The sequence below is a fragment of the Superficieibacter sp. HKU1 genome, assembly GCF_029319185.1.
Classification (GTDB): domain Bacteria; phylum Pseudomonadota; class Gammaproteobacteria; order Enterobacterales; family Enterobacteriaceae; genus Superficieibacter.
Genome location: NZ_CP119754.1, coordinates 2,766,974 through 2,786,241 on the forward strand (window position 1 = coordinate 2,766,974; position 19,268 = coordinate 2,786,241).

The window sequence follows — 19,268 nt, forward strand, 5'->3', positions numbered from 1 at the left end:
TTCATGCAGGAGACGTCATGTACGGCGCAAAAGGCACGCAAACCTACGCAAAAATTGGAGTGGAAAGCGCAGTGATGAGCGCAAGCCAGCAGCAGCTGGTGACCATGCTGTTTGACGGCGCGCTGAGCGCATTAGTGCGCGCGCGCCTGTTTATGCAGGACAACAATCTGGAAGGAAAAGGACTGTCTCTTTCGAAGGCAATTAATATCATCGAAAACGGCCTGAAAGTGGGCCTTGATGAAGAGAGTCATGACGAATTAACGCAAAACCTGCTGGCGCTCTATGCCTATATGGTAAGACGCCTGCTGCAAGCGAATCTTCGTAATGACGTTAACGCTGTCGAGGAGGTTGAAGGTCTGCTGCGCAATATCGCAGAAGCCTGGAAGGAATCGTTACTTACGCCTAATTTGATTCAGGATCCTGTCTAATGAACCACGCACCGCAACTGTATACCTCGTACCAGCAGCTGCTTGAACAAAGCAATATGATGCTGCGCCTTGCCACCGAAGGATTGTGGGAGGAATTAATCGCTACAGAAATGGATTACGTCAGTGCGGTGCAAAAACTCGCGCAGCTTACGCAGCAGGTTGCCCCTTCTTCCGTGATGCAGGACCAGCTTCGGCCCCTGCTGCGGCTGATTCTGAGCAACGAAAGTGAAGTAAAACGGCTGCTGCAAATCAGAATGGATGAACTGGCAAAGCTGGTGGGTCAGTCTTCCATTCAGAAATCCGTTCTCACCGCCTATTCTAAACAGGGCGGGCACGTACTGGTCCCACAGGATAACCTCGACACCAGCCATTAAGTTTACTTATCCCCCTGCCGCACGGCGCGAGAAAAATAATCTGACTCGTGCCAGGCACTTTTCAACCGTATATCCCATACTTGTGACACCTGGTTACATGGAGATTACGTATGCGCAACCCCACGTTGTTGCAATGCTTTCACTGGTATTACCCTGACGGCGGCAAACTCTGGCCTGAGATAGAAGAGCGAGCTGCCACGCTCAACGATATTGGTATCAATATGATTTGGTTGCCCCCGGCCTATAAAGCCGCGTCGGGCGGGTATTCGGTCGGTTACGATACCTACGATTTATTCGATTTGGGCGAATTTGATCAAAAAGGATCGGTTGCGACAAAATATGGTGACAAACAGCAGCTGCTGTCCGCCATCAACGCATTGCGACAAAACGACATCGCCGTGTTACTGGATGTGGTGGTGAACCATAAAATGGGGGCTGATGAAAAGGAGACGGTTCAGGTACAGCGCGTCAATGAACACGACCGCACGCAGATTGATGATGAGATCATCGAGTGTGAAGCCTGGACGCGGTACACCTTTCCGGCGCGAGAAGGGAAATACTCCCAGTTTGTCTGGGATTACAAATGCTTCAGCGGGATCGATCATATCGAGAATCCGGATGAAGACGGCATTTTTAAAATCGTCAACGACTACACCGGCGAAGGCTGGAACGATCAGGTCGATAATGAGCTGGGTAACTTCGATTATCTGATGGGTGAAAACATCGATTTTCGCAACCACGCGGTGACCGAGGAGATTAAGTACTGGGCGCGCTGGGTAATGGATGAGACACAGTGTGACGGTTTTCGTCTGGATGCGGTGAAGCATATTCCGGCGTGGTTCTATAAAGAGTGGATCGATCACGTGCAGGAAGTGGCACCGAAGCCACTGTTTATCGTTGCGGAATACTGGTCGCATGAAGTTGAAAAACTTCAGCAGTATATCGATCAGGTCGAAGGCAAAACCATGCTTTTCGACGCCCCGCTGCACATGAAATTTCATGAAGCATCGCTTCAGGGTCGCGATTACGACATGACGCAGATCTTCACCGGTACGCTGGTGGAAGCCGATCCGTTCCATGCGGTTACGCTGGTGGCAAACCACGATACTCAGCCGCTTCAGGCGCTGGAAGCCCCGGTTGAGGCCTGGTTTAAACCGCTGGCCTACGCGCTGATCCTGTTACGGGAAAACGGTGTGCCGTCAGTGTTCTACCCGGACCTGTTTGGCGCCAGCTATGAAGATACCGGCGGCGACGGTAATACGTATCAGATTGAGATGCCGATTATCGAACAGCTGAGCGAACTGATTATGGCCCGCCAGCGCTTCGCCCACGGTATTCAGACGCTGTATTTTGATCATCCGAACTGTATCGCCTTTAGCCGTAGCGGCACCGACGAAGCGGCAGGCTGCGTGGTGGTGATGTCCAACGGCGACGACGGCGAAAAAACCATCGAGCTTGGCGAAAACTACGCGAACAAACGCTGGTGCGACTTCCTCGGTAACCGTGAGGAAGTCGTTGAAACGGACGATCAGGGTACGGCAACATTCCTGTGCAACGGCGGCAGCGTCAGCGTATGGGTGATGGAGGACGTGCTGTAGGGGACTTACCACCCTCACCCCAGCCCTCTCCCTGAGGGAGAGGGCGCGGCACGGCGATGTCTTCAGGTAATGAGGATCATATGCCGCCCCGGTTCATCCTGACGCAGGTCCGCTAATCACCAGCGCCGCCGTATTTTTCTTAATGTAGGCCCGGTAAGCGCAGCGCCACCGGGCATTTCAGCCAGGCGGGCCGAATTCACGTATACTCACGTTGGGTCATTCACCCTCAACGGTAAAACCGGTTTTTCTTCTCTTTCGGCTTAGTGCTTTCAACTTTTTTCGCCGCAGGTTTCGCCACTACCGGTTGAGCCGACAGCGGATTTTTTGCCAGATAATCCGCGCATTCCTGCGTGGGGCGGTCAACACGATGCAGCGTCATACCGGCGTATTCCAGCTCTGCCCCGCTCCGCTCCAGGTTGTAAACCTCAAGTTTATTCGTGACGTTATAATAATCATCTGACCGCTTCATCAACTTGCCCGGCAGCGCAATCACCCGTTGCCACTGGCGACAATCAAGCGTATCGCCCTCACGCGTTACAATCAGGCTGGCAATCGCTTCCGGGCTCACCAGCTTGCTCTGCGGGCCGCTTGACTGCCAGTATCCGACCAGATCGCCAGGCGCAGGCGTTTTCACCACTTCCTCATAGTTATCGACCTGGGCACAGCCTGTCAGGGCCAGCAGCAGGCCGGCAAACGCTACTTTTTTCATCATCTATCCTGCAACGAACAAAAAAAACATTGTGGCATTAAAGCCCTGAGCCTGCCAGCCATTCCCCGCTGGCGTTATAAATTGATCTCATCGACCTTTTGTCTTTTTTCCATTAGTCATCTTTATCATTTCGCGTAATATTCCCTCTTCTTCAGCACGCTCTCATCGTGCGTATTAGTTCCTTCTGAGTTCAGAGGCTATATTAATGACCTGGCAACACTTCAAACAGGCTTACCTGATTAAATTCTGGGCACCTGCTCCCGCCGTTATCGCTGCGGGTATTCTCTCAACGTATTATTTTGGCATTACCGGCACCTTCTGGGCCGTGACCGGCGAATTTACCCGCTGGGGCGGACAGTTACTCCAGCTGGCCGGTGTCCATGCCGAAGAATGGGGATATTACAAACTTATCCATCTTGAGGGGTCGCCCTTAACCCGTATCGACGGAATGATGATTATCGGCATGTTTGGCGGCTGTTTTGCGGCGGCGCTATGGGCCAATAACGTTAAATTGCGTCTCCCGCGTAGCCGGGTTCGTATTTTTCAGGCCGTTGCGGGCGGCATTATTGCGGGTTTCGGCGCGCGTCTGGCAATGGGATGTAACCTTGCCGCGTTCTTTACTGGTATTCCACAGTTCTCCCTGCATGCCTGGTTCTTCGCCCTGGCCACCGCATTAGGATCGTGGTTTGGCGCACGCTTTACCCTTCTGCCGATCTTTCGTATTCCGGTTAAGATGCAAAAAGTCTCCGCCGCGTCGCCGCTGACGCAAAAGCCGGAGCAGGCGCGCCGCCGTTTCCGTCTCGGGATGCTGGTTTTTATCGGCATGCTGGGCTGGGCGCTCCTGACGGCGATGAATCAGCCGAAGCTGGGCCTGGCGATGCTGTTTGGCGTAGGCTTTGGTTTACTGATCGAACGCGCGCAGATCTGTTTTACCTCTGCGTTCCGCGATATGTGGATTACCGGACGCACCCATATGGCGAAGGCCATTATCTTCGGTATGGCGGTGAGCGCCATCGGCATCTTCAGCTACGTGCAGCTGGGCGTTGAGCCGAAAATCATGTGGGCCGGGCCGAACGCCGTGCTTGGCGGCCTGCTGTTTGGCTTCGGCATCGTGCTGGCGGGCGGCTGTGAAACCGGCTGGATGTACCGCGCGGTGGAAGGTCAGGTGCACTACTGGTGGGTCGGGCTGGGTAACGTTATCGGCTCAACGATCCTCGCATATTACTGGGACGATCTCGCCCCGACGCTAGCTACCCGATGGGATAAGGTGAACTTACTGGATACCTTTGGCCCGCTCGGCGGCCTGCTGATGACCTATGCCATGCTGTTTATCGCGCTGATGCTGATTATCGGCTGGGAGAAACATTTCTTCCGCCGTAAAACGATCCCGGTCACCGATGTTAAGGAGATGGCATGAAAACGATAGTACCGGATTACCGTCTTGATATGGTCGGTGAGCCCTGCCCTTATCCGGCAGTAGCTACCCTGGAAGCGCTGCCGCAATTAAAAAAAGGCGAGATCCTGGAAGTGGTCAGCGATTGTCCGCAGTCGATCAATAATATTCCGCTGGATGCACGCAATCACGGCTATACGGTGCTGGATATCCAGCAGGATGGCCCGACGATCCGTTATTTGATTCAGAAGTAACCCAACTGGCCGGGGATGTCGCCCCGGCCATGGTAATAGTAAAGGCTCTTTTTCCGGCGATTCGGTGCAGGTGGTTTGCAAAAGTAAAACGATCGGTTTACTTTTAAGGTATGCGAAAAAGAGACGATATCCTTCAGGCCGCCGAGCGGCTGTTCTATGAAAACGGGTTTCATAGCACCAGCACTGACCAACTCTGTCAGGAAGCGAAGGTGTCTACCCGCACGTTTTACCGTTATTTTCCGTCCCGGGAAATATTAACCGAAGCGGTGATGGCGGCACGTCAGCAGCGTTTTTTTGAAGGGCTGCATTCTCCCGATCATCCGCAGGCGATTAACCAGCTATTCTCACTTCTGGAGCAGTGGATGCGCGAGTACGGCACATCCGGATGTTTCTTTATCAAAGCCTGGGGAGAATATGCCCGCGAGGATGTGCGACTGTCCGCGCTGGCGCTGGATTTTCGTTACGCGCTGCGTCGTTATATCGCCGATTGCCTCGGCAATACTGATCCGGCACTGGCGGATACCGTCTGGATATTGTTTGAAGGCGCCATCACCTCTGCATTGATTACCGGCCCTGAAGCCGCGTGCCAGGCGGGTAATGCCGCCCTGTTCCTCCTCGCTCACAGCAGGGATCAAACATGAAATCGTCCCTGCCGCTGGCTTTCTCTGGCTTTGCCCTGATCGCCGTCACCTACGGACTGGCACGTTTTTCGTGGGGATTGATGCTGCCAGCGGTTAATCACGATATCCCGTTGCGCGCATCACAGGCGGGGATGATTGCTGCCGCCAGCTTTGCTGCCTACTGCATTGCCGTACTGGGCGCATCGCCACTAAGCGCACGGTACGGCTCCCGGCTGTCGGCCATCATCACGGCGCTTTGCGCGGCGGTAGGATTACTGCTGATGGCGATGGCCACCTCTCCTGCCATGCTGGGACTCGGCCTGTTTATTGCCGGCTTAAGCCCCGGTCTGGCATCGCCGTCACTGGCGGATGCGGTAAGTTTACGAGTGGCTGAGTACCGCCAGCCGCAGGTCAATACGTTGATTAACGCCGGCACCGGCGCAGGTATTATTCTTTCGGTACCCATCTTATTCTTTATGCCCGGCGGCTGGCGTGCCGCGTGCGTCGTATTTGCGCTTATCGCTCTGGCCTGTCTGCCGCTGATAGTGCGCTATCTGCCCGTAGAAAAACGACACGGAGATCGACACCGCGGACGTACGTGGTCCTCGGCGTTAAAGCGTCTGACGGTTATTGGGTTTATCTGCGGTTTTGCCAGCGCGGCATGGTGGAGTTTCGGGCCACAAATCCTGCAACAGCATCTGCATATCGAAAGCAAGGTAACCAGCATGCTATGGTTGCTGAGCGGCGGCGCAGGGATCCTCGGCATTTTTACCGGACCGTTGATCCGTCGTCATGGCGTTAACACCGTTTACCGTGTAGCACTGCTTTTTATGACGATACCGTTGCTGATCCTGACGTTCAGCCATGGGTTTCATCACGGCTTGTACCCTGCGGTGGCGCTGGCTGGCGTGGGCTATATCACGCTCTCAGCCGTGCTGCTGGTGAGCGGCGCAGCGGCCATCCCTGACGCGCCCGCCGCTGGCGTCGGTATTGCCTTTTTTATGCTGGCGGCGGGACAGGCTGTCGGTGCACTCACTTTCGGCAGACTGTATGTCGATATGGGAGCCTCCGTCACGCCCAGCCTTTTTGCTGCCACCGGCGCATTAATGCTGTTTTTCACGTTATCCGGGCAATCCGATCGGTGTACACAATGACCCTACTGCCGCACAACGTCTTTCGGTCTTACACACTCATCGCCATAATATCCTGATACGCCGCAATCAGCTTATTACGTACCTGAATCCCCATCTGCAGTGACACCGACGATTTTTGCAGATCGGTCATCACGTCATTCAGCGCCACACCCGGCTCGCCCAGCGAAAATTTTTCTGCCTGCACGCGGGCCGCATTCTGTGTATCGCTGATCCGGTCGATGGCGGCATGAAGCTGCCCGGCAAAGCCGACGGTCGGCTCGCTTTGCACGCTCTGATTGCGCGCGATACTGGCGGTTGCCTGTAGGGTGCTGAGCACCCCTTCAATACCCTGAACGGCCATGTTTTACCCCTGGTGAAATTCAACGCGGTGAGATTACCAGCTTGTCAATGGGATAAAGGCGTTAAATAACGCAGAAAAAACAGGTTATTTCGCCCATCGAAAATCGCAAACCGACAAATAATGGCGGGGCTAACAGTATGCGTTTGCCGACCCGGGAGTCTGTTTTGTTTCACTACACGTTTACCGCCATCCACCAGGATTTACGAGGTGCGCAATGAGCGCGGCTGCAACGACCACAACACAAGCGAAAACCGCCGAGTGGATCAATCGCCTGCGCGCCAATCCTAAAATTCCGCTGATGGTAATAAGCGCCGCTGCCGTGGCTGTGGTTGTCGCTATGGTACTGTGGGCAAAAAGCCCGGACTACCGCACGCTATTCAGCAATTTGTCCGATCAGGACGGCGGAGCCATCGTCCAGCAATTAACGCAGATGAATATCCCCTACCGCTTTGCCGATAACGGCGGCGCGCTTGAAGTTCCGGCGGACAAAGTGCATGAGCTGCGGCTGCGTCTGGCGCAGCAAGGGCTGCCGAAAGGCGGCGCGGTCGGCTTCGAGCTGTTGGATCAGGAAAAGTTCGGCATCAGCCAGTTCAGCGAACAGGTTAACTACCAGCGCGCGCTGGAGGGGGAACTGGCACGCACCATCGAAACCCTCGGCCCGGTTAAAACCGCGCGCGTGCATCTGGCCATGCCAAAACCCTCGCTGTTCGTGCGCGAGCAAAAATCCCCTTCGGCCTCGGTGACGGTGAATCTGGAACCGGGCCGGGCGCTGGATGAAGGGCAAATCAGCGCCGTGGTTCACCTGGTTTCCAGCGCGGTGGCGGGCCTGCCTGCGGGTAACGTGACGCTGGTCGATCAGAGCGGACATCTGCTGACCCAGTCCAATACCAGCGATCGGGCGCTGAACGATGCACAGCTGAAATACGCCTCCGACGTGGAGGGCCGCGTTCAGCGCCGCATCGAATCTATCCTCGGGCCTATCGTCGGTAACGGCAATGTCCATGCTCAGGTGACGGCGCAGATCGATTTCGCCGATAAAGAACAGACTGAAGAGCAATACCACCCGAACGGCGACAGCAGCCAGGCGGCGATGCGTTCCCGCCAGCTAAACCTCAGCGAACAGAACGGTAGCGGGATCGTGGGCGGCGTGCCGGGTGCGCTGTCTAATCAGCCTGCGCCAGCCAATACCGCGCCAATTGCCAATCCGCCGTCGACCACCGCGCAGAATGGCCAACAAAATGCGCAGCAAAACACGCAGTCAACGTCGACCGCCGGCAACAGCGCCGGTCCGCGCAGTTCCCAGCGTAACGAAACCACCAACTATGAAGTTGACCGGACTATCCGCCACACCAAATTAAACGTGGGTGATGTACAGCGACTCTCTGTCGCCGTAGTGGTGAATTATCGCACCCTGACGGATGGCAAGCCGCTGCCGCTGACCGCCGATCAGATGAAGCAGATTGAAGATCTCACCCGTGAAGCCATGGGTTTCTCCACCACCCGTGGCGACACGCTAAACGTCGTGAACTCGCCGTTCAGCGCGGTGGATGAAACCGGTGGTGAACTGCCGTTCTGGCAACAGCAGTCGTTTATCGATCAGTTGATGATCGCCGGACGCTGGCTGCTGGTGCTGCTGGTCGCGTGGCTGCTGTGGCGTAAAGCGGTGCGTCCGCAACTGGTGCGTCGTCAGGAAGAGATCAAAGCCGTGCAGGAAGAAGCGCAGGTGCGTCAGGAAAGCACCAGCACGGTGGATGGTGTTGAAGTTCGCCTGACCAAAGATGAACTGACCCAGCAGCGTCGCGCCAATCAGCGTATGGGCGCGGAAGTGATGAGCCAGCGTATCCGTGAGATGTCAGATAACGATCCGCGCGTCGTCGCGCTGGTCATTCGCCAGTGGATGAATAACGAACATGAGTAATCTTACCGGAACGGAAAAAAGCGTCATTTTACTGATGACCATTGGTGAAGATCGCGCGGCAGAGGTGTTTAAACACCTTTCCAACCGCGAGGTACAGCACCTGAGTTCGGCGATGGCCAACGTGCGGCAAATCTCCAACAAGCAGCTGACGGAAGTGCTGGGCGAGTTTGAGCAGGAGGCGGAACAGTTCGCCGCGCTCAACGTTAACGCCAGCGAATACCTGCGGTCGGTGCTGGTCAAAGCGCTGGGCGAAGAACGCGCCGCCAGCCTGCTGGAAGATATTCTCGAAACCCGCGAAACGTCGAGCGGCATCGAAACGCTCAACTTTATGGAGCCGCAAAGCGCTGCCGATCTGATTCGCGACGAGCATCCGCAGATTATCGCCACTATCCTCGTGCACCTCAAACGCGGTCAGGCAGCTGATATTCTGGCGCTGTTCGACGAACGCCTGCGCCACGATGTGATGCTGCGTATTGCCACCTTCGGCGGCGTCCAGCCTGCCGCGCTGGCGGAGCTGACCGAAGTGCTCAACAACCTGCTCGACGGTCAGAATCTCAAACGCAGCAAAATGGGCGGCGTGAGAACCGCAGCCGAAATTATCAACCTGATGAAAACGCAGCAGGAAGAAGCGGTTATCTCTGCCGTGCGCGAATTCGACGGCGAACTGGCTCAGAAGATCATCGACGAGATGTTCCTGTTCGAAAACCTGGTCGAAGTGGACGACCGCAGTATTCAGCGTCTGTTGCAGGAAGTGGATTCCGAATCCCTGCTGGTCGCACTCAAAGGGGCCGAGCAGCCGCTGCGCGAGAAATTCCTGCGCAACATGTCGCAACGTGCCGCCGATATTCTGCGTGACGATCTCGCCAACCGCGGTCCGGTTCGCCTGTCACAGGTTGAAAACGAGCAGAAAGCGATCCTGCTGATTGTCCGCCGTCTGGCGGAAACCGGCGAAATGGTGATCGGCAGCGGCGAGGATACCTATGTCTGATCAACTGCCGTGGAAAATCTGGCAGCCTGACAGCCTGTTTGCGCCGTTGACCGAGGCTGCGCCATTCGAGGATGACCAGCCAGCGCCGCTGCCTCAGGAGGAGATTTCTCCCGAACAGCAGCTACAGCAGCAGCTGGCGCAGCTACAAATCCAGGCCCATGAACAGGGTTACGCTGCCGGGATGGCCGAAGGCCGCCAGGCCGGTCATACGCAGGGGTATCAGGAAGGACTGGCGCAGGGTCTGGAGCAGGGGCAGCTTCAGGCGCGTCAGCTGCAGGAGCCGCTGCACGCGCGAATGCAGCAACTGGTGAGTGAATTCCAGAATACGCTGGATGCCCTCGACAGCGTAATTGCCTCACGCCTGACGCAAATGGCGCTGACGGCAGCGCGACAGATTATTGGCGAAATGCCCGCAGTGGATAACCACGGCTTAATGAAACAGATCCAGCAGTTACTTCAGCAGGAACCGCTGTTTAGCGGCAAGCCGCAGCTGCGCGTCCATCCGGATGATTTGCAGCGCGTGGAAGACGTACTCGGCGCGACGCTCAGTCTCCACGGCTGGCGGCTGCGCGGCGATAACACGCTGCATCCTGGCGGCTGTAAAGTCTCCGCCGACGAGGGCGATCTGGATGCCAGCGTTGCGACGCGCTGGCAGGAACTCTGCCGCCTAGCGGCACCGGGAGCCTGTTAATGACCTCCCGCCTCAGCCGCTGGCTGCAAACGCTGGATAACGTCGAGGCCAAAATGGCCCAGCTGCCGTCCGTGCGCCGCTATGGTCGGCTGACCCGCGCCACCGGACTGGTGCTGGAAGCTACCGGGCTCCAGCTACCGCTGGGCGCAACCTGCATTATTGAGCGTCAGGACCGGGGCGAAACGCAGGAAGTCGAAAGTGAAGTGGTTGGCTTTAACGGTCAGCGGCTGTTTTTAATGCCGCTGGAAGAAGTGGAAGGCATTCTGCCTGGCGCACGCGTTTATGCCCGTAACAGTAGCGGTGACGGCCTGCATAGCGGCAAGCAGTTGCCGCTTGGTCCGGCGCTGCTCGGGCGCGTCCTTGACGGCAGCGGCAAACCGCTCGACGGCCTCCCCTCCCCGGATACCACCGAAAGCGGGGCATTGATCACCCAGCCGTTTAACCCGCTGCAACGTACCCCGATTGAACACGTGCTGGATACCGGCGTGCGTCCGATCAACGCCCTGCTTACCGTCGGACGCGGGCAGCGTATGGGACTGTTTGCCGGGTCCGGCGTCGGTAAAAGCGTCCTGCTGGGCATGATGGCGCGTTACACCGAAGCGGATGTGATTGTGGTGGGGCTTATCGGCGAACGTGGACGCGAAGTTAAAGACTTTATCGAGAACATTCTCGGCCCGGAGGGTCGCGCCCGATCGGTAGTGATTGCCGCTCCGGCGGACGTCTCTCCCCTGCTACGAATGCAGGGTGCCGCTTACGCCACGCGTATCGCCGAGGATTTTCGCGATCGCGGCCAGCATGTGCTGCTGATTATGGACTCCCTCACCCGCTACGCGATGGCGCAGCGTGAAATCGCGCTGGCCATCGGTGAACCCCCTGCGACCAAAGGTTATCCGCCCTCCGTTTTCGCCAAACTACCGGCGCTGGTGGAGCGTGCCGGGAACGGGATCACCGGCGGCGGGTCGATTACCGCCTTTTATACCGTGCTCACCGAAGGCGACGACCAGCAGGATCCGATTGCGGATTCCGCCCGCGCCATCCTCGACGGACACATCGTCCTTTCCCGCCGTCTGGCGGAGGCAGGCCACTATCCGGCGATTGATATTGAAGCCTCGATCAGCCGTGCCATGACGGCGCTGATTGATGAGCGGCACTATGCGCGGGTGCGTAATTTTAAGCAGCTGCTCTCCAGTTTTCAGCGTAACCGCGATCTGGTCAGCGTGGGAGCCTATGCCAGAGGCAGCGATCCGCTGCTCGACCGGGCCATTGTGCTCTGGCCGCAGCTCGAGGCGTTTTTACAGCAGGGCATCTTTGAAAAAGCAGGCTGGGAAGAGTCGCTCCAGGCGCTGGAACTGATTTTCCCCACGGCGTAATGAAGCGGGAGAGCGAACGTGACGCAGAATAGCGCATTAGCCACCTTAAAAGATCTGGCGGAAAAAGAAGTCGATAACGCCGCGCTACGGCTGGGGGAAATGCGCCGTGGCTGTCAGCAGGCGCAGGAACAGCTGCAAATGCTGATGAATTATCAGGATGAGTATCAGTCCAGTCTCAACACCAGTATGAGCCAGGGAATTGGCAGTCAGCGCTGGCAAAATTATCAGCAATTTATTCAGACGCTGGAAAAAGCCATTGACCAGCATCGCCAGCAGTTAGCGCAGTGGAACCATAAGGTCGATCAGGCGCTCGGCGTCTGGCGCGAGAAAAAACAGCGTTTGCAGGCCTGGCAGACGCTATCGGACCGACAGGCTTCAGCCGCGCTGCTGGCGGAAAACCGTCTGGATCAAAAAAGAATGGATGAGTTTGCGCAGCGCGCAACCCAAAGGAAACACGAGTGATTACATTGCCTGATATCAGCGTCAGCGACGCCAACGTTACGTCCGGTGGACTGTCTGCTAAAAGCACAGACGGCGCGCAGGATTTTCTCGCCCTGCTGGCCGGCGCACTGGGCGGCGATAAAGCCCCGGCGACGCTGGCAGAGGTAGCAGACTCACGCCCGGTGGCGCAAAACGCACGCAAAAGCGGCCTTACGCTCGACGATCTCCATGCCAGTATGGAGGATGAAACGCTGACCGATCTCAGCGATATCCGCCTGCTGCTAAGCGGGCTGACGGCAGATCAAAAATCGGTGGTTAAAAGCGACGCTGCGGAAAACGATCTTCCGCCAGCGGACGTTCATGAAGACGATCTTACCGATCTGAGCGCGTTAATGGCGATGCTGCCGCCACCGTCCACTCCAGCGCCGACGCAGCCGGCAGCACGCGAGGCAACTCCGGCGCTCGCGAGCAGCGTTCCGCTCAAAGGGAATGTCAGTGGCGATAAAGCCTCATCACTGAAAGAGGCCATCGCTGACGGCCCGTCACGTCCGCAGACGACGGCAATTAACACGCAGCCATTCACGGCGGCACAAAGTAACGCAGCGGTCCGCGTTGAAACGGAAAGTACGCCGTCCCCCGTTGCCACCTCATCCAACGTCGCACCCGTCATCAGCCCGACCATGACGCCGGCACCGGCACACGCGGCGGCCATTGCCACCGTCAGCGCTCCGCTGGGCAGCCCGGACTGGCAGCAGACGGTGAGCCAGCACGTCACGCTGTTTACCCGCCAGGGCCAGCAGACGGCCGAACTGCGTCTGCATCCGGAAGACTTAGGACAGGTGCAAATCACCCTGAAAATGGACGATAACCAGGCGCAGCTACAGATGGTCTCGCCGCACAGCCACGTGCGCGCCGCGCTGGAAGCCGCGCTGCCGATGCTGCGCACGCAACTGGCTGAAAGCGGCATACAGCTTGGTCAGAGCAGCATCAGTAGCGAGAGTTTTGCCGGGCAGCAGCAGTCGTCCTCTCAGCAACAGTCGGCCCGCCATAGCCCGACTGGCGGCCAACTGGATGCGCAGGATGATGAATTGCTTAACGTGCCTGCCAGTCTGCAATCGCGCTCACGCGGCGAAAGTGCGGTCGACATCTTTGCTTAAACGCCAGAGGTAGCGTGATTATTCTCGTTTGTTCCACGCTTTGACCAACCGCGGACACGGGATAATCACCCCATAAGCAGTACCGAAACAGGAAGCACGTATCAGATGACCGACTCCGCCATCACCACCAAAAAAAGCAAACGCGCCATTTGGATCCCGCTGCTGGTGTTAATCACCCTCGCCGCGTGCGCCACCGCAGGTTACAGCTACTGGCGTATGCAGCAGCAGCCCGCCGCGCATGTGACCGCGGAAGCGCCGCCGCCCGCCGCGCCGGTGTTTTTTGCGCTGGATACGTTTACCGTTAATTTGGGCGATGCGGATCGTGTTCTGTATGTCGGCATCACCCTGCGCCTGAAAGATGAAGCCACCCGCGCGCGTCTTAACGAATATCTGCCGGAAGTCCGCAGCCGCCTGCTGCTGCTGTTTTCCCGCCAGGATGCCAGCCAGCTTGCCAGCAATGAAGGCAAACAAAAACTCGTTGCTGATATCAAGAGCACCCTGGCACAGCCGCTGATCGCCGGGCAACCAGGCCAGCAAGTGACCGACGTTCTCTATACAGCCTTTATTTTACGGTAGCGGCATGGGCGACAGCATTCTTTCTCAGGCCGAAATTGACGCGCTGCTCAACGGCGACAGCGATAAAACCGACGAACCGCAGCCGGGGAAATCCGCCGACAGCGACATTCGTCCCTACGATCCCAACACCCAGCGTCGCGTGGTGCGCGAGCGTTTGCAGGCGCTGGAGATCATCAATGAACGCTTTGCCCGCCAGTTCAGGATGGGGCTGTTCAACCTGCTGCGTCGTAGCCCGGACATTACCGTCGGCGCGATCCGCATTCAGCCGTACCATGAATTTGCACGCAACCTGCCGGTGCCGACCAACCTGAACCTGATCCACCTGAAGCCGCTGCGCGGTACCGGGCTGTTTGTGTTCTCTCCGGGGCTGGTATTTATCGCGGTGGATAACCTGTTTGGCGGCGATGGCCGTTTCCCGACCAAAGTTGAAGGCCGTGAATTCACCCATACCGAGCAGCGCGTGATTAACCGGATGCTGAAGCTGGCGCTGGAATCCTACAGCGACGCGTGGAAAGCGATTCACCCGCTGGACGTGGAATATGTGCGCTCGGAAATGCAGGTGAAGTTTACCAACATTACCACTTCGCCGAACGATATCGTGGTCAACACCCCGTTTCATGTGGAAATCGGCAACCTGACCGGCGAGTTTAATATTTGTCTGCCGTTCAGCATGATTGAGCCGCTGCGCGAAGTGCTGGTCAATCCGCCGCTGGAAAACTCACGCAGCGAAGATCAGAACTGGCGTGAAAATCTGGTGCGCCAGGTGCAGCACTCCGAGCTGGAGCTGATTGCCAACTTTGCTGATATTTCACTGCGCCTGTCGCAGATCCTGAAACTAAAACCCGGCGACGTACTGCCCATCGAAAAGCCTGACCGTATTATTGCGCATGTGGACGGCGTCCCCGTATTGACCAGCCAGTATGGTACGGTCAACGGTCAATATGCGCTACGCGTTGAGCACCTGATCAACCCGATTTTGAATTTGCTGAATGAGGAACAGCCCTAATGAGTGACATGAATAATCCTTCTGATGACAACAGCGGATCGATGGACGACCTGTGGGCTGAAGCGTTGAATGAACAAAAAAATCCCGCCGGGAAAAGCGCGACGGACGCGGTATTTCAGCAGCTGGGCGGTGGCGATGTGAGCGGTACGCTCCAGGATATCGATCTGATTATGGATATCCCGGTCAAGCTCACCGTCGAACTGGGCCGCACCCGGATGACCATCAAAGAGCTGCTGCGCCTGACGCAGGGCTCGGTGGTGTCGCTGGACGGTCTGGCCGGTGAGCCGCTAGATATCCTGATTAACGGTTATCTGATTGCGCAGGGTGAAGTGGTGGTGGTCGCTGATAAATACGGCGTGCGCATTACCGATATCATCACGCCGTCAGAGCGTATGCGTCGTCTGAGTAAATAAAATGAAAACCCAGGCCACGGTCGTTCAGCCGGCCGTTTCCCCTGCCTCGTCGCTGATGCAGGTCAGCGGCGCGTTACTTGGCATTATTTTCCTGATCCTGATGGCCGCATGGCTGTTAAAGCGGGTCGGGTTCAGCGGCAAAGGCAGCGCGGCTCGCGGCCTGAAGGTGAGCGCAGGGGCGACGCTTGGCCCACGCGAACGGATTGTGATTGTGGAAGTTGACGACGCCCGTCTGGTGCTCGGCGTAACGGCCGCACAAATCTCGTTATTGCATACGCTGCCCCCTGCCGCGCCGGAGAGTGCTCCGGCAACACCAGTCCCCCCCGATTTTTCGGCGATGATGAAAAACCTGCTTAAGCGTTCCGGGAGATCCTGATGCGCCGCGTACTACCCTTTTTGTTTGCCGGTCTCTGGCTGGCAGCCCCGGCGGCCATGGCCCAGCTTCCCGGCCTGGTCAGTCAGCCACTCGCCAACGGCGGCCAGAGCTGGTCGCTGCCGGTGCAAACGCTGGTGTTTATCACCTCGCTGACGTTCCTGCCCGCGCTGTTACTGATGACCACCAGCTTTACCCGCATCATTATCGTCTTCGGCCTGCTGCGTAACGCGCTGGGCACGCCTTCCGCGCCGCCGAATCAGGTGATGCTGGGTCTGGCCTTGTTTCTGACCTTTTTTATTATGTCGCCGGTGATCGACAAGATTTATACCGACGCATACCAGCCGTTCAGCGAAAATAAAATTTCGCTGGATGTGGCGATGGAGAAAGGCGCTCAGCCGCTGCGCGAGTTTATGCTGCGCCAGACGCGTGAAGCCGATCTCGCGCTGTTTGCCCGCCTGGCAAACAGCGCCCCGATTGCCGGCCCGGAAGCCGTGCCGCTGCGCATTCTGCTTCCGGCCTACGTCACCAGCGAACTGAAAACGGCTTTCCAGATTGGTTTCACCATTTTTATTCCGTTCCTGATCATCGACCTGGTGATCGCCAGCGTGCTGATGGCGCTGGGGATGATGATGGTGCCCCCCGCCACCATCGCTCTGCCGTTCAAGCTAATGCTGTTCGTACTGGTGGATGGCTGGCAGTTGCTGGTCGGCTCGCTGGCGCAGAGTTTCTACAGTTAGGGAGCGCGAAATGACACCTGAATCGGTCATGATGATGGGCACCGAGGCAATGAAAGTGGCCCTAGCGCTGGCCGCGCCTCTGCTGCTGGTGGCGCTGATCACCGGTCTTATCATTAGCATCCTGCAGGCCGCCACCCAGATTAACGAAATGACGCTGTCGTTCATTCCGAAAATTATCGCGGTGTTTATTGCCATTATCGTTGCCGGACCCTGGATGCTGAACCTGCTGCTAGATTATATGCGCACCCTGTTCAGCAATATTCCTTACATCATCGGATAACCGCCCCATGGTGCAGGCAACGAGCGATCAATGGCTTCACTGGCTGGGTCTCTATTTCTGGCCGCTGCTGCGCGTGCTGGCGCTGATTTCCACTGCCCCTATTTTAAGCGAGAAAAGCGTACCGAAACGCGTCAAGCTGGGGCTGGGCATCATGATCACGGTTATTATCGCCCCAACGCTGCCTGCCACAAATGTGCCGCTGTTCTCCCTTGAGGCGCTGGGGCTGGGGCTGGAACAAATCCTGATCGGCATCGCGCTCGGGTTTACCATGCAGTTTGCCTTTGCGGCCATTCGCACTGCCGGGGAGATTATCGGCCTGCAAATGGGGCTGTCATTCGCCACGTTCATCGATCCGGGCAGTAATTTGAATATGCCGGTTCTGGCGCGGCTGATGGATATGCTCGCCCTGCTGCTGTTTTTGACCTTTAACGGTCATCTGTGGCTGATCTCCATGCTGGCAGACACCTTCCACACCCTGCCCATCGGTGGCGACCCGATTAACAGCAACGCCTTTTTAGCCCTCGCCCGCGCGGGTGGGTTAATTTTCCTCAACGGCCTGATGCTGGCGCTACCGGTGATAACCCTGCTGCTGACGCTCAACCTGGCGCTGGGAATGCTCAACAGAATGGCCCCCCAGCTTTCCGTTTTTGTCATTGGCTTTCCGCTTACCCTCAGCGTCGGCATCCTGCTGATGTCGGTGTTAATGCCATTAATCGCGCCATTCTGTGAACATTTATTTAGTGAGATTTTTAATTTACTCGCTGACATTATCAGTGAGTTACCGAAAATAACATCCCGATAATTATCAGGTGTTATCTGAGGATAATCCTAAAATAAAAATTATTGTATACTCTCCACGATATACCGAATGGCTAATCGTTGTTTTAATTCCCATCACATAAACTTATCTGCAATTTAGTTTAAGATGATTCCTGGCAACTTATACGCAACTTTACGGGATAGTGCTCAGGCCTGAAAAACGCTGCCTGTATTATTAATCTAAAAAATTATTACCACAGGACGTTGTGAGATCGGCAAGGCAATGGGTTAATTATCGTTATGCATTGAGTGAGGGTATGCCATGTCAACGATTATTATGGACTTGTGCAGCTACACCCGATTAGGATTAATCGGATACCTGGCAAGTCGGGGGGTTAAACGACGCGAGATCGGGGATGCGAAGGACACAGCAGCCCTGGCGGTGGCCTGCCAGGAAAGCCGGCCTGACGTGGTGTTTATTAATGAAGACTGTTTTATCCACGACCCTGAAAGTAGTCAACAAATCAGGCAGATCATTAATCAACACCCCGACACGTTATTCATCGTATTTATGGCGATTGCTAATCTCCATTTCGATGAGTATTTACTGGTCAGAAAGAACTTGTTAATTAGTTCAAAGTCAATCAAACCTGAATCTCTGGATGATATTTTGGGTAATTGTCTTAAAAAAGGTAGCGAACATTTTAGCGCAATTAATATGCCGACACTGTCGTTAAGCCGGACTGAATCTTTTATGCTGCGAATGTGGATGTCAGGGCAAGGAACGATTCAGATTTCAGATCAGATGAATATCAAAGCAAAAACCGTTTCGTCACACAAAGGTAATATTAAAAGAAAGATTAAAACACATAATAAACAGGTTATTTATCATGTTGTCCGATTGACAGATAACGTTACTACCGGGATTTATGTCAACATGCGCTAAAGACAACCACTGGCGGGGCCACCCGCCAGTGATCCAGAATCAGCCATCGACCTTCTCAACGAAAACACCGTCATGATGTCCCAGTTCGTTAAAAAACCAAATCCCCATTGGATAATCTTCGAGCGACACCAGATACATTGTGCCTTCACTGAACTCTTCGATGGCCAGTACCACACCTGGCCGGCGCGGTCCGCCATCCGTCTTAACCGTCACACGATCGTTTACCTGCATAGGGTCACCTCCACATGTTTTTGTGCCAGTGTAGAACAAAACCGCGGTGCTGGCTGCGTCTGTCGTGACGAATGCTGCTTTTCTGGACGGTCTATACTTAGTCTGTGCGGCAGCCTGCGAGGAAATGATATGAAAACCGCAAAAGAGTACGACGATACGGCAAAACGCGAGGTCGGCGTTGACGTTGACGCCCTGCTGGCGGCGATCAATGAGATTTGTGAAGGTGAAGTCACGCGCGCGGAGGATGGCGACCCGCATCATGCGAGCGTCAACGGGCATGACTATCATACCTGGCGCGAACTGGCCGAAGCATTTGAGCTGGATATCCACGACTTCAGCGTGAGTGAAGTTAACCGTTAACCGGCACGAAAAAAAACCCGGCCCCATCAGGGTCGGGTTGAAGCTTGCGAATGCAAGAAGCACTTTAAAATTCGTTACACCAGGAAATCTGATGCGGCATTAAACATATCCGCAATTTTTTTGCATGACAAGATATATTCGCAAGGTGA

General features: G+C 56.0%; 24 protein-coding genes and 1 pseudogene. 22 read left to right on the top strand and 3 right to left on the bottom strand.

Annotated elements, in window-relative coordinates; translation table 11 throughout:
* The first annotated feature begins 17 nt into the window (after positions 1-17).
* The 3 genes from fliS to amyA all read left to right on the top strand — a co-directional run bounded on the left by fliS (position 18) and on the right by amyA (position 2,400).
* Complete coding sequence (gene fliS, locus P0H77_RS13320) at positions 18-428, top strand: flagellar export chaperone FliS (RefSeq protein WP_276157354.1); 411 nt, start codon at positions 18-20, stop codon at positions 426-428.
* Positions 428-802 (top strand): flagella biosynthesis regulatory protein FliT, encoded by a 375-nt coding sequence (fliT, locus tag P0H77_RS13325; RefSeq protein WP_276157355.1) that lies wholly within the window; start codon positions 428-430, stop codon positions 800-802. Before fliS ends, fliT begins: the two co-directional genes overlap by 1 nt.
* Before the next feature lie 110 nt (positions 803-912).
* Positions 913-2,400, top strand: coding sequence for an alpha-amylase (gene amyA, locus P0H77_RS13330; RefSeq protein ID WP_276157356.1), 1,488 nt, complete (start codon positions 913-915; stop codon positions 2,398-2,400).
* Between the two features lie 313 nt (positions 2,401-2,713).
* Here the strand turns inward: amyA and yedD are convergent.
* Positions 2,714-3,109 (bottom strand): annotated as a pseudogene (yedD, locus tag P0H77_RS13335) (lipoprotein YedD); the annotation flags it as partial.
* 205 nt (positions 3,110-3,314) lie between these two features.
* Here yedD and yedE point away from each other — a divergent pair.
* The 4 genes from yedE (at position 3,315) to P0H77_RS13355 (ending at position 6,530) form a co-directional block, all read left to right on the top strand.
* Positions 3,315-4,526 carry a selenium metabolism membrane protein YedE/FdhT gene (yedE, locus tag P0H77_RS13340; protein WP_276157357.1) on the top strand — a complete coding sequence of 404 codons (1,212 nt, stop codon included), beginning with the start codon at positions 3,315-3,317 and terminating at the stop codon, positions 4,524-4,526.
* Positions 4,523-4,756 carry a sulfurtransferase-like selenium metabolism protein YedF gene (gene yedF / locus P0H77_RS13345; protein WP_103674052.1) on the top strand — a complete coding sequence of 78 codons (234 nt, stop codon included), beginning with the start codon at positions 4,523-4,525 and terminating at the stop codon, positions 4,754-4,756. The genes yedE and yedF overlap by 4 nt, the downstream gene beginning before the upstream one ends.
* A gap of 110 nt (positions 4,757-4,866) precedes the next feature.
* Positions 4,867-5,397, top strand: a complete 531-nt coding sequence (locus tag P0H77_RS13350) for a TetR/AcrR family transcriptional regulator (protein ID WP_276157358.1) — start codon at positions 4,867-4,869, stop codon at positions 5,395-5,397.
* Complete coding sequence (locus P0H77_RS13355; RefSeq protein WP_276157359.1) at positions 5,394-6,530, top strand: MFS transporter; 1,137 nt, start codon at positions 5,394-5,396, stop codon at positions 6,528-6,530. The genes P0H77_RS13350 and P0H77_RS13355 overlap by 4 nt, the downstream gene beginning before the upstream one ends.
* A 28-nt stretch (positions 6,531-6,558) precedes the next feature.
* Here the strand turns inward: P0H77_RS13355 and fliE are convergent, their stop codons facing one another.
* Positions 6,559-6,870 (bottom strand): flagellar hook-basal body complex protein FliE, encoded by a 312-nt coding sequence (gene fliE, locus P0H77_RS13360; RefSeq protein ID WP_276157360.1) that lies wholly within the window; start codon positions 6,868-6,870, stop codon positions 6,559-6,561.
* Between the two features lie 214 nt (positions 6,871-7,084).
* Between fliE and fliF the strand changes: the two genes are divergently transcribed.
* The 14 genes from fliF to rcsA all read left to right on the top strand — a co-directional run bounded on the left by fliF (position 7,085) and on the right by rcsA (position 18,528).
* Positions 7,085-8,788, top strand: coding sequence for a flagellar basal-body MS-ring/collar protein FliF (gene fliF / locus P0H77_RS13365; RefSeq protein ID WP_276157361.1), 1,704 nt, complete (start codon positions 7,085-7,087; stop codon positions 8,786-8,788).
* The gene (gene fliG, locus P0H77_RS13370) at positions 8,781-9,776 is read left to right on the top strand and encodes a flagellar motor switch protein FliG (protein ID WP_276157362.1); all 996 of its coding nucleotides are present in this window, start codon (positions 8,781-8,783) and stop codon (positions 9,774-9,776) included. The genes fliF and fliG overlap by 8 nt, the downstream gene beginning before the upstream one ends.
* Positions 9,769-10,467: a flagellar assembly protein FliH gene (fliH, locus tag P0H77_RS13375; protein ID WP_276157363.1), complete on the top strand. Its 699-nt coding sequence runs from the start codon at positions 9,769-9,771 to the stop codon at positions 10,465-10,467. Before fliG ends, fliH begins: the two co-directional genes overlap by 8 nt.
* On the top strand, positions 10,467-11,837 hold the full coding sequence (gene fliI / locus P0H77_RS13380) for a flagellar protein export ATPase FliI (protein ID WP_276157364.1): 1,371 nt from the start codon (positions 10,467-10,469) through the stop codon (positions 11,835-11,837). The genes fliH and fliI overlap by 1 nt, the downstream gene beginning before the upstream one ends.
* Before the next feature lie 18 nt (positions 11,838-11,855).
* Positions 11,856-12,299, top strand: coding sequence for a flagellar export protein FliJ (gene fliJ / locus P0H77_RS13385; RefSeq protein WP_276157365.1), 444 nt, complete (start codon positions 11,856-11,858; stop codon positions 12,297-12,299).
* Entirely contained in the window at positions 12,296-13,435 is a 1,140-nt protein-coding gene (locus P0H77_RS13390) for a flagellar hook-length control protein FliK (protein ID WP_276157366.1), read from the top strand. The genes fliJ and P0H77_RS13390 overlap by 4 nt, the downstream gene beginning before the upstream one ends.
* A gap of 105 nt (positions 13,436-13,540) precedes the next feature.
* Positions 13,541-14,011 carry a flagellar basal body-associated protein FliL gene (gene fliL / locus P0H77_RS13395; RefSeq protein ID WP_276157367.1) on the top strand — a complete coding sequence of 157 codons (471 nt, stop codon included), beginning with the start codon at positions 13,541-13,543 and terminating at the stop codon, positions 14,009-14,011.
* 4 nt (positions 14,012-14,015) lie between these two features.
* Positions 14,016-15,017, top strand: a complete 1,002-nt coding sequence (fliM, locus tag P0H77_RS13400; protein WP_276157368.1) for a flagellar motor switch protein FliM — start codon at positions 14,016-14,018, stop codon at positions 15,015-15,017.
* Positions 15,017-15,430 carry a flagellar motor switch protein FliN gene (gene fliN, locus P0H77_RS13405; RefSeq protein ID WP_276157369.1) on the top strand — a complete coding sequence of 138 codons (414 nt, stop codon included), beginning with the start codon at positions 15,017-15,019 and terminating at the stop codon, positions 15,428-15,430. Before fliM ends, fliN begins: the two co-directional genes overlap by 1 nt.
* 1 nt (position 15,431) lies before the next feature.
* Positions 15,432-15,806: a flagellar biosynthetic protein FliO gene (fliO, locus tag P0H77_RS13410; protein WP_276157370.1), complete on the top strand. Its 375-nt coding sequence runs from the start codon at positions 15,432-15,434 to the stop codon at positions 15,804-15,806.
* Positions 15,806-16,543, top strand: a complete 738-nt coding sequence (fliP, locus tag P0H77_RS13415) for a flagellar type III secretion system pore protein FliP (protein WP_276157371.1) — start codon at positions 15,806-15,808, stop codon at positions 16,541-16,543. The genes fliO and fliP overlap by 1 nt, the downstream gene beginning before the upstream one ends.
* Positions 16,544-16,553: 10 nt before the next feature.
* Positions 16,554-16,823: a flagellar biosynthesis protein FliQ gene (gene fliQ / locus P0H77_RS13420; RefSeq protein ID WP_176918972.1), complete on the top strand. Its 270-nt coding sequence runs from the start codon at positions 16,554-16,556 to the stop codon at positions 16,821-16,823.
* Positions 16,824-16,830: 7 nt separating this feature from the next.
* Positions 16,831-17,625, top strand: a complete 795-nt coding sequence (fliR, locus tag P0H77_RS13425) for a flagellar biosynthetic protein FliR (protein ID WP_276157372.1) — start codon at positions 16,831-16,833, stop codon at positions 17,623-17,625.
* Between the two features lie 279 nt (positions 17,626-17,904).
* Positions 17,905-18,528, top strand: coding sequence for a transcriptional regulator RcsA (gene rcsA / locus P0H77_RS13430; RefSeq protein ID WP_276157373.1), 624 nt, complete (start codon positions 17,905-17,907; stop codon positions 18,526-18,528).
* Positions 18,529-18,567: 39 nt separating this feature from the next.
* Here rcsA and dsrB read toward each other — a convergent pair whose 3' ends face one another.
* Positions 18,568-18,759 (bottom strand): protein DsrB, encoded by a 192-nt coding sequence (gene dsrB, locus P0H77_RS13435; protein ID WP_276157374.1) that lies wholly within the window; start codon positions 18,757-18,759, stop codon positions 18,568-18,570.
* A gap of 129 nt (positions 18,760-18,888) precedes the next feature.
* On the opposite strand from dsrB, the gene yodD reads away from it, so the two are divergent.
* Positions 18,889-19,119 (top strand): YodD family peroxide/acid resistance protein, encoded by a 231-nt coding sequence (yodD, locus tag P0H77_RS13440; RefSeq protein ID WP_276157375.1) that lies wholly within the window; start codon positions 18,889-18,891, stop codon positions 19,117-19,119.
* Positions 19,120-19,268: the final 149 nt, after the last annotated feature.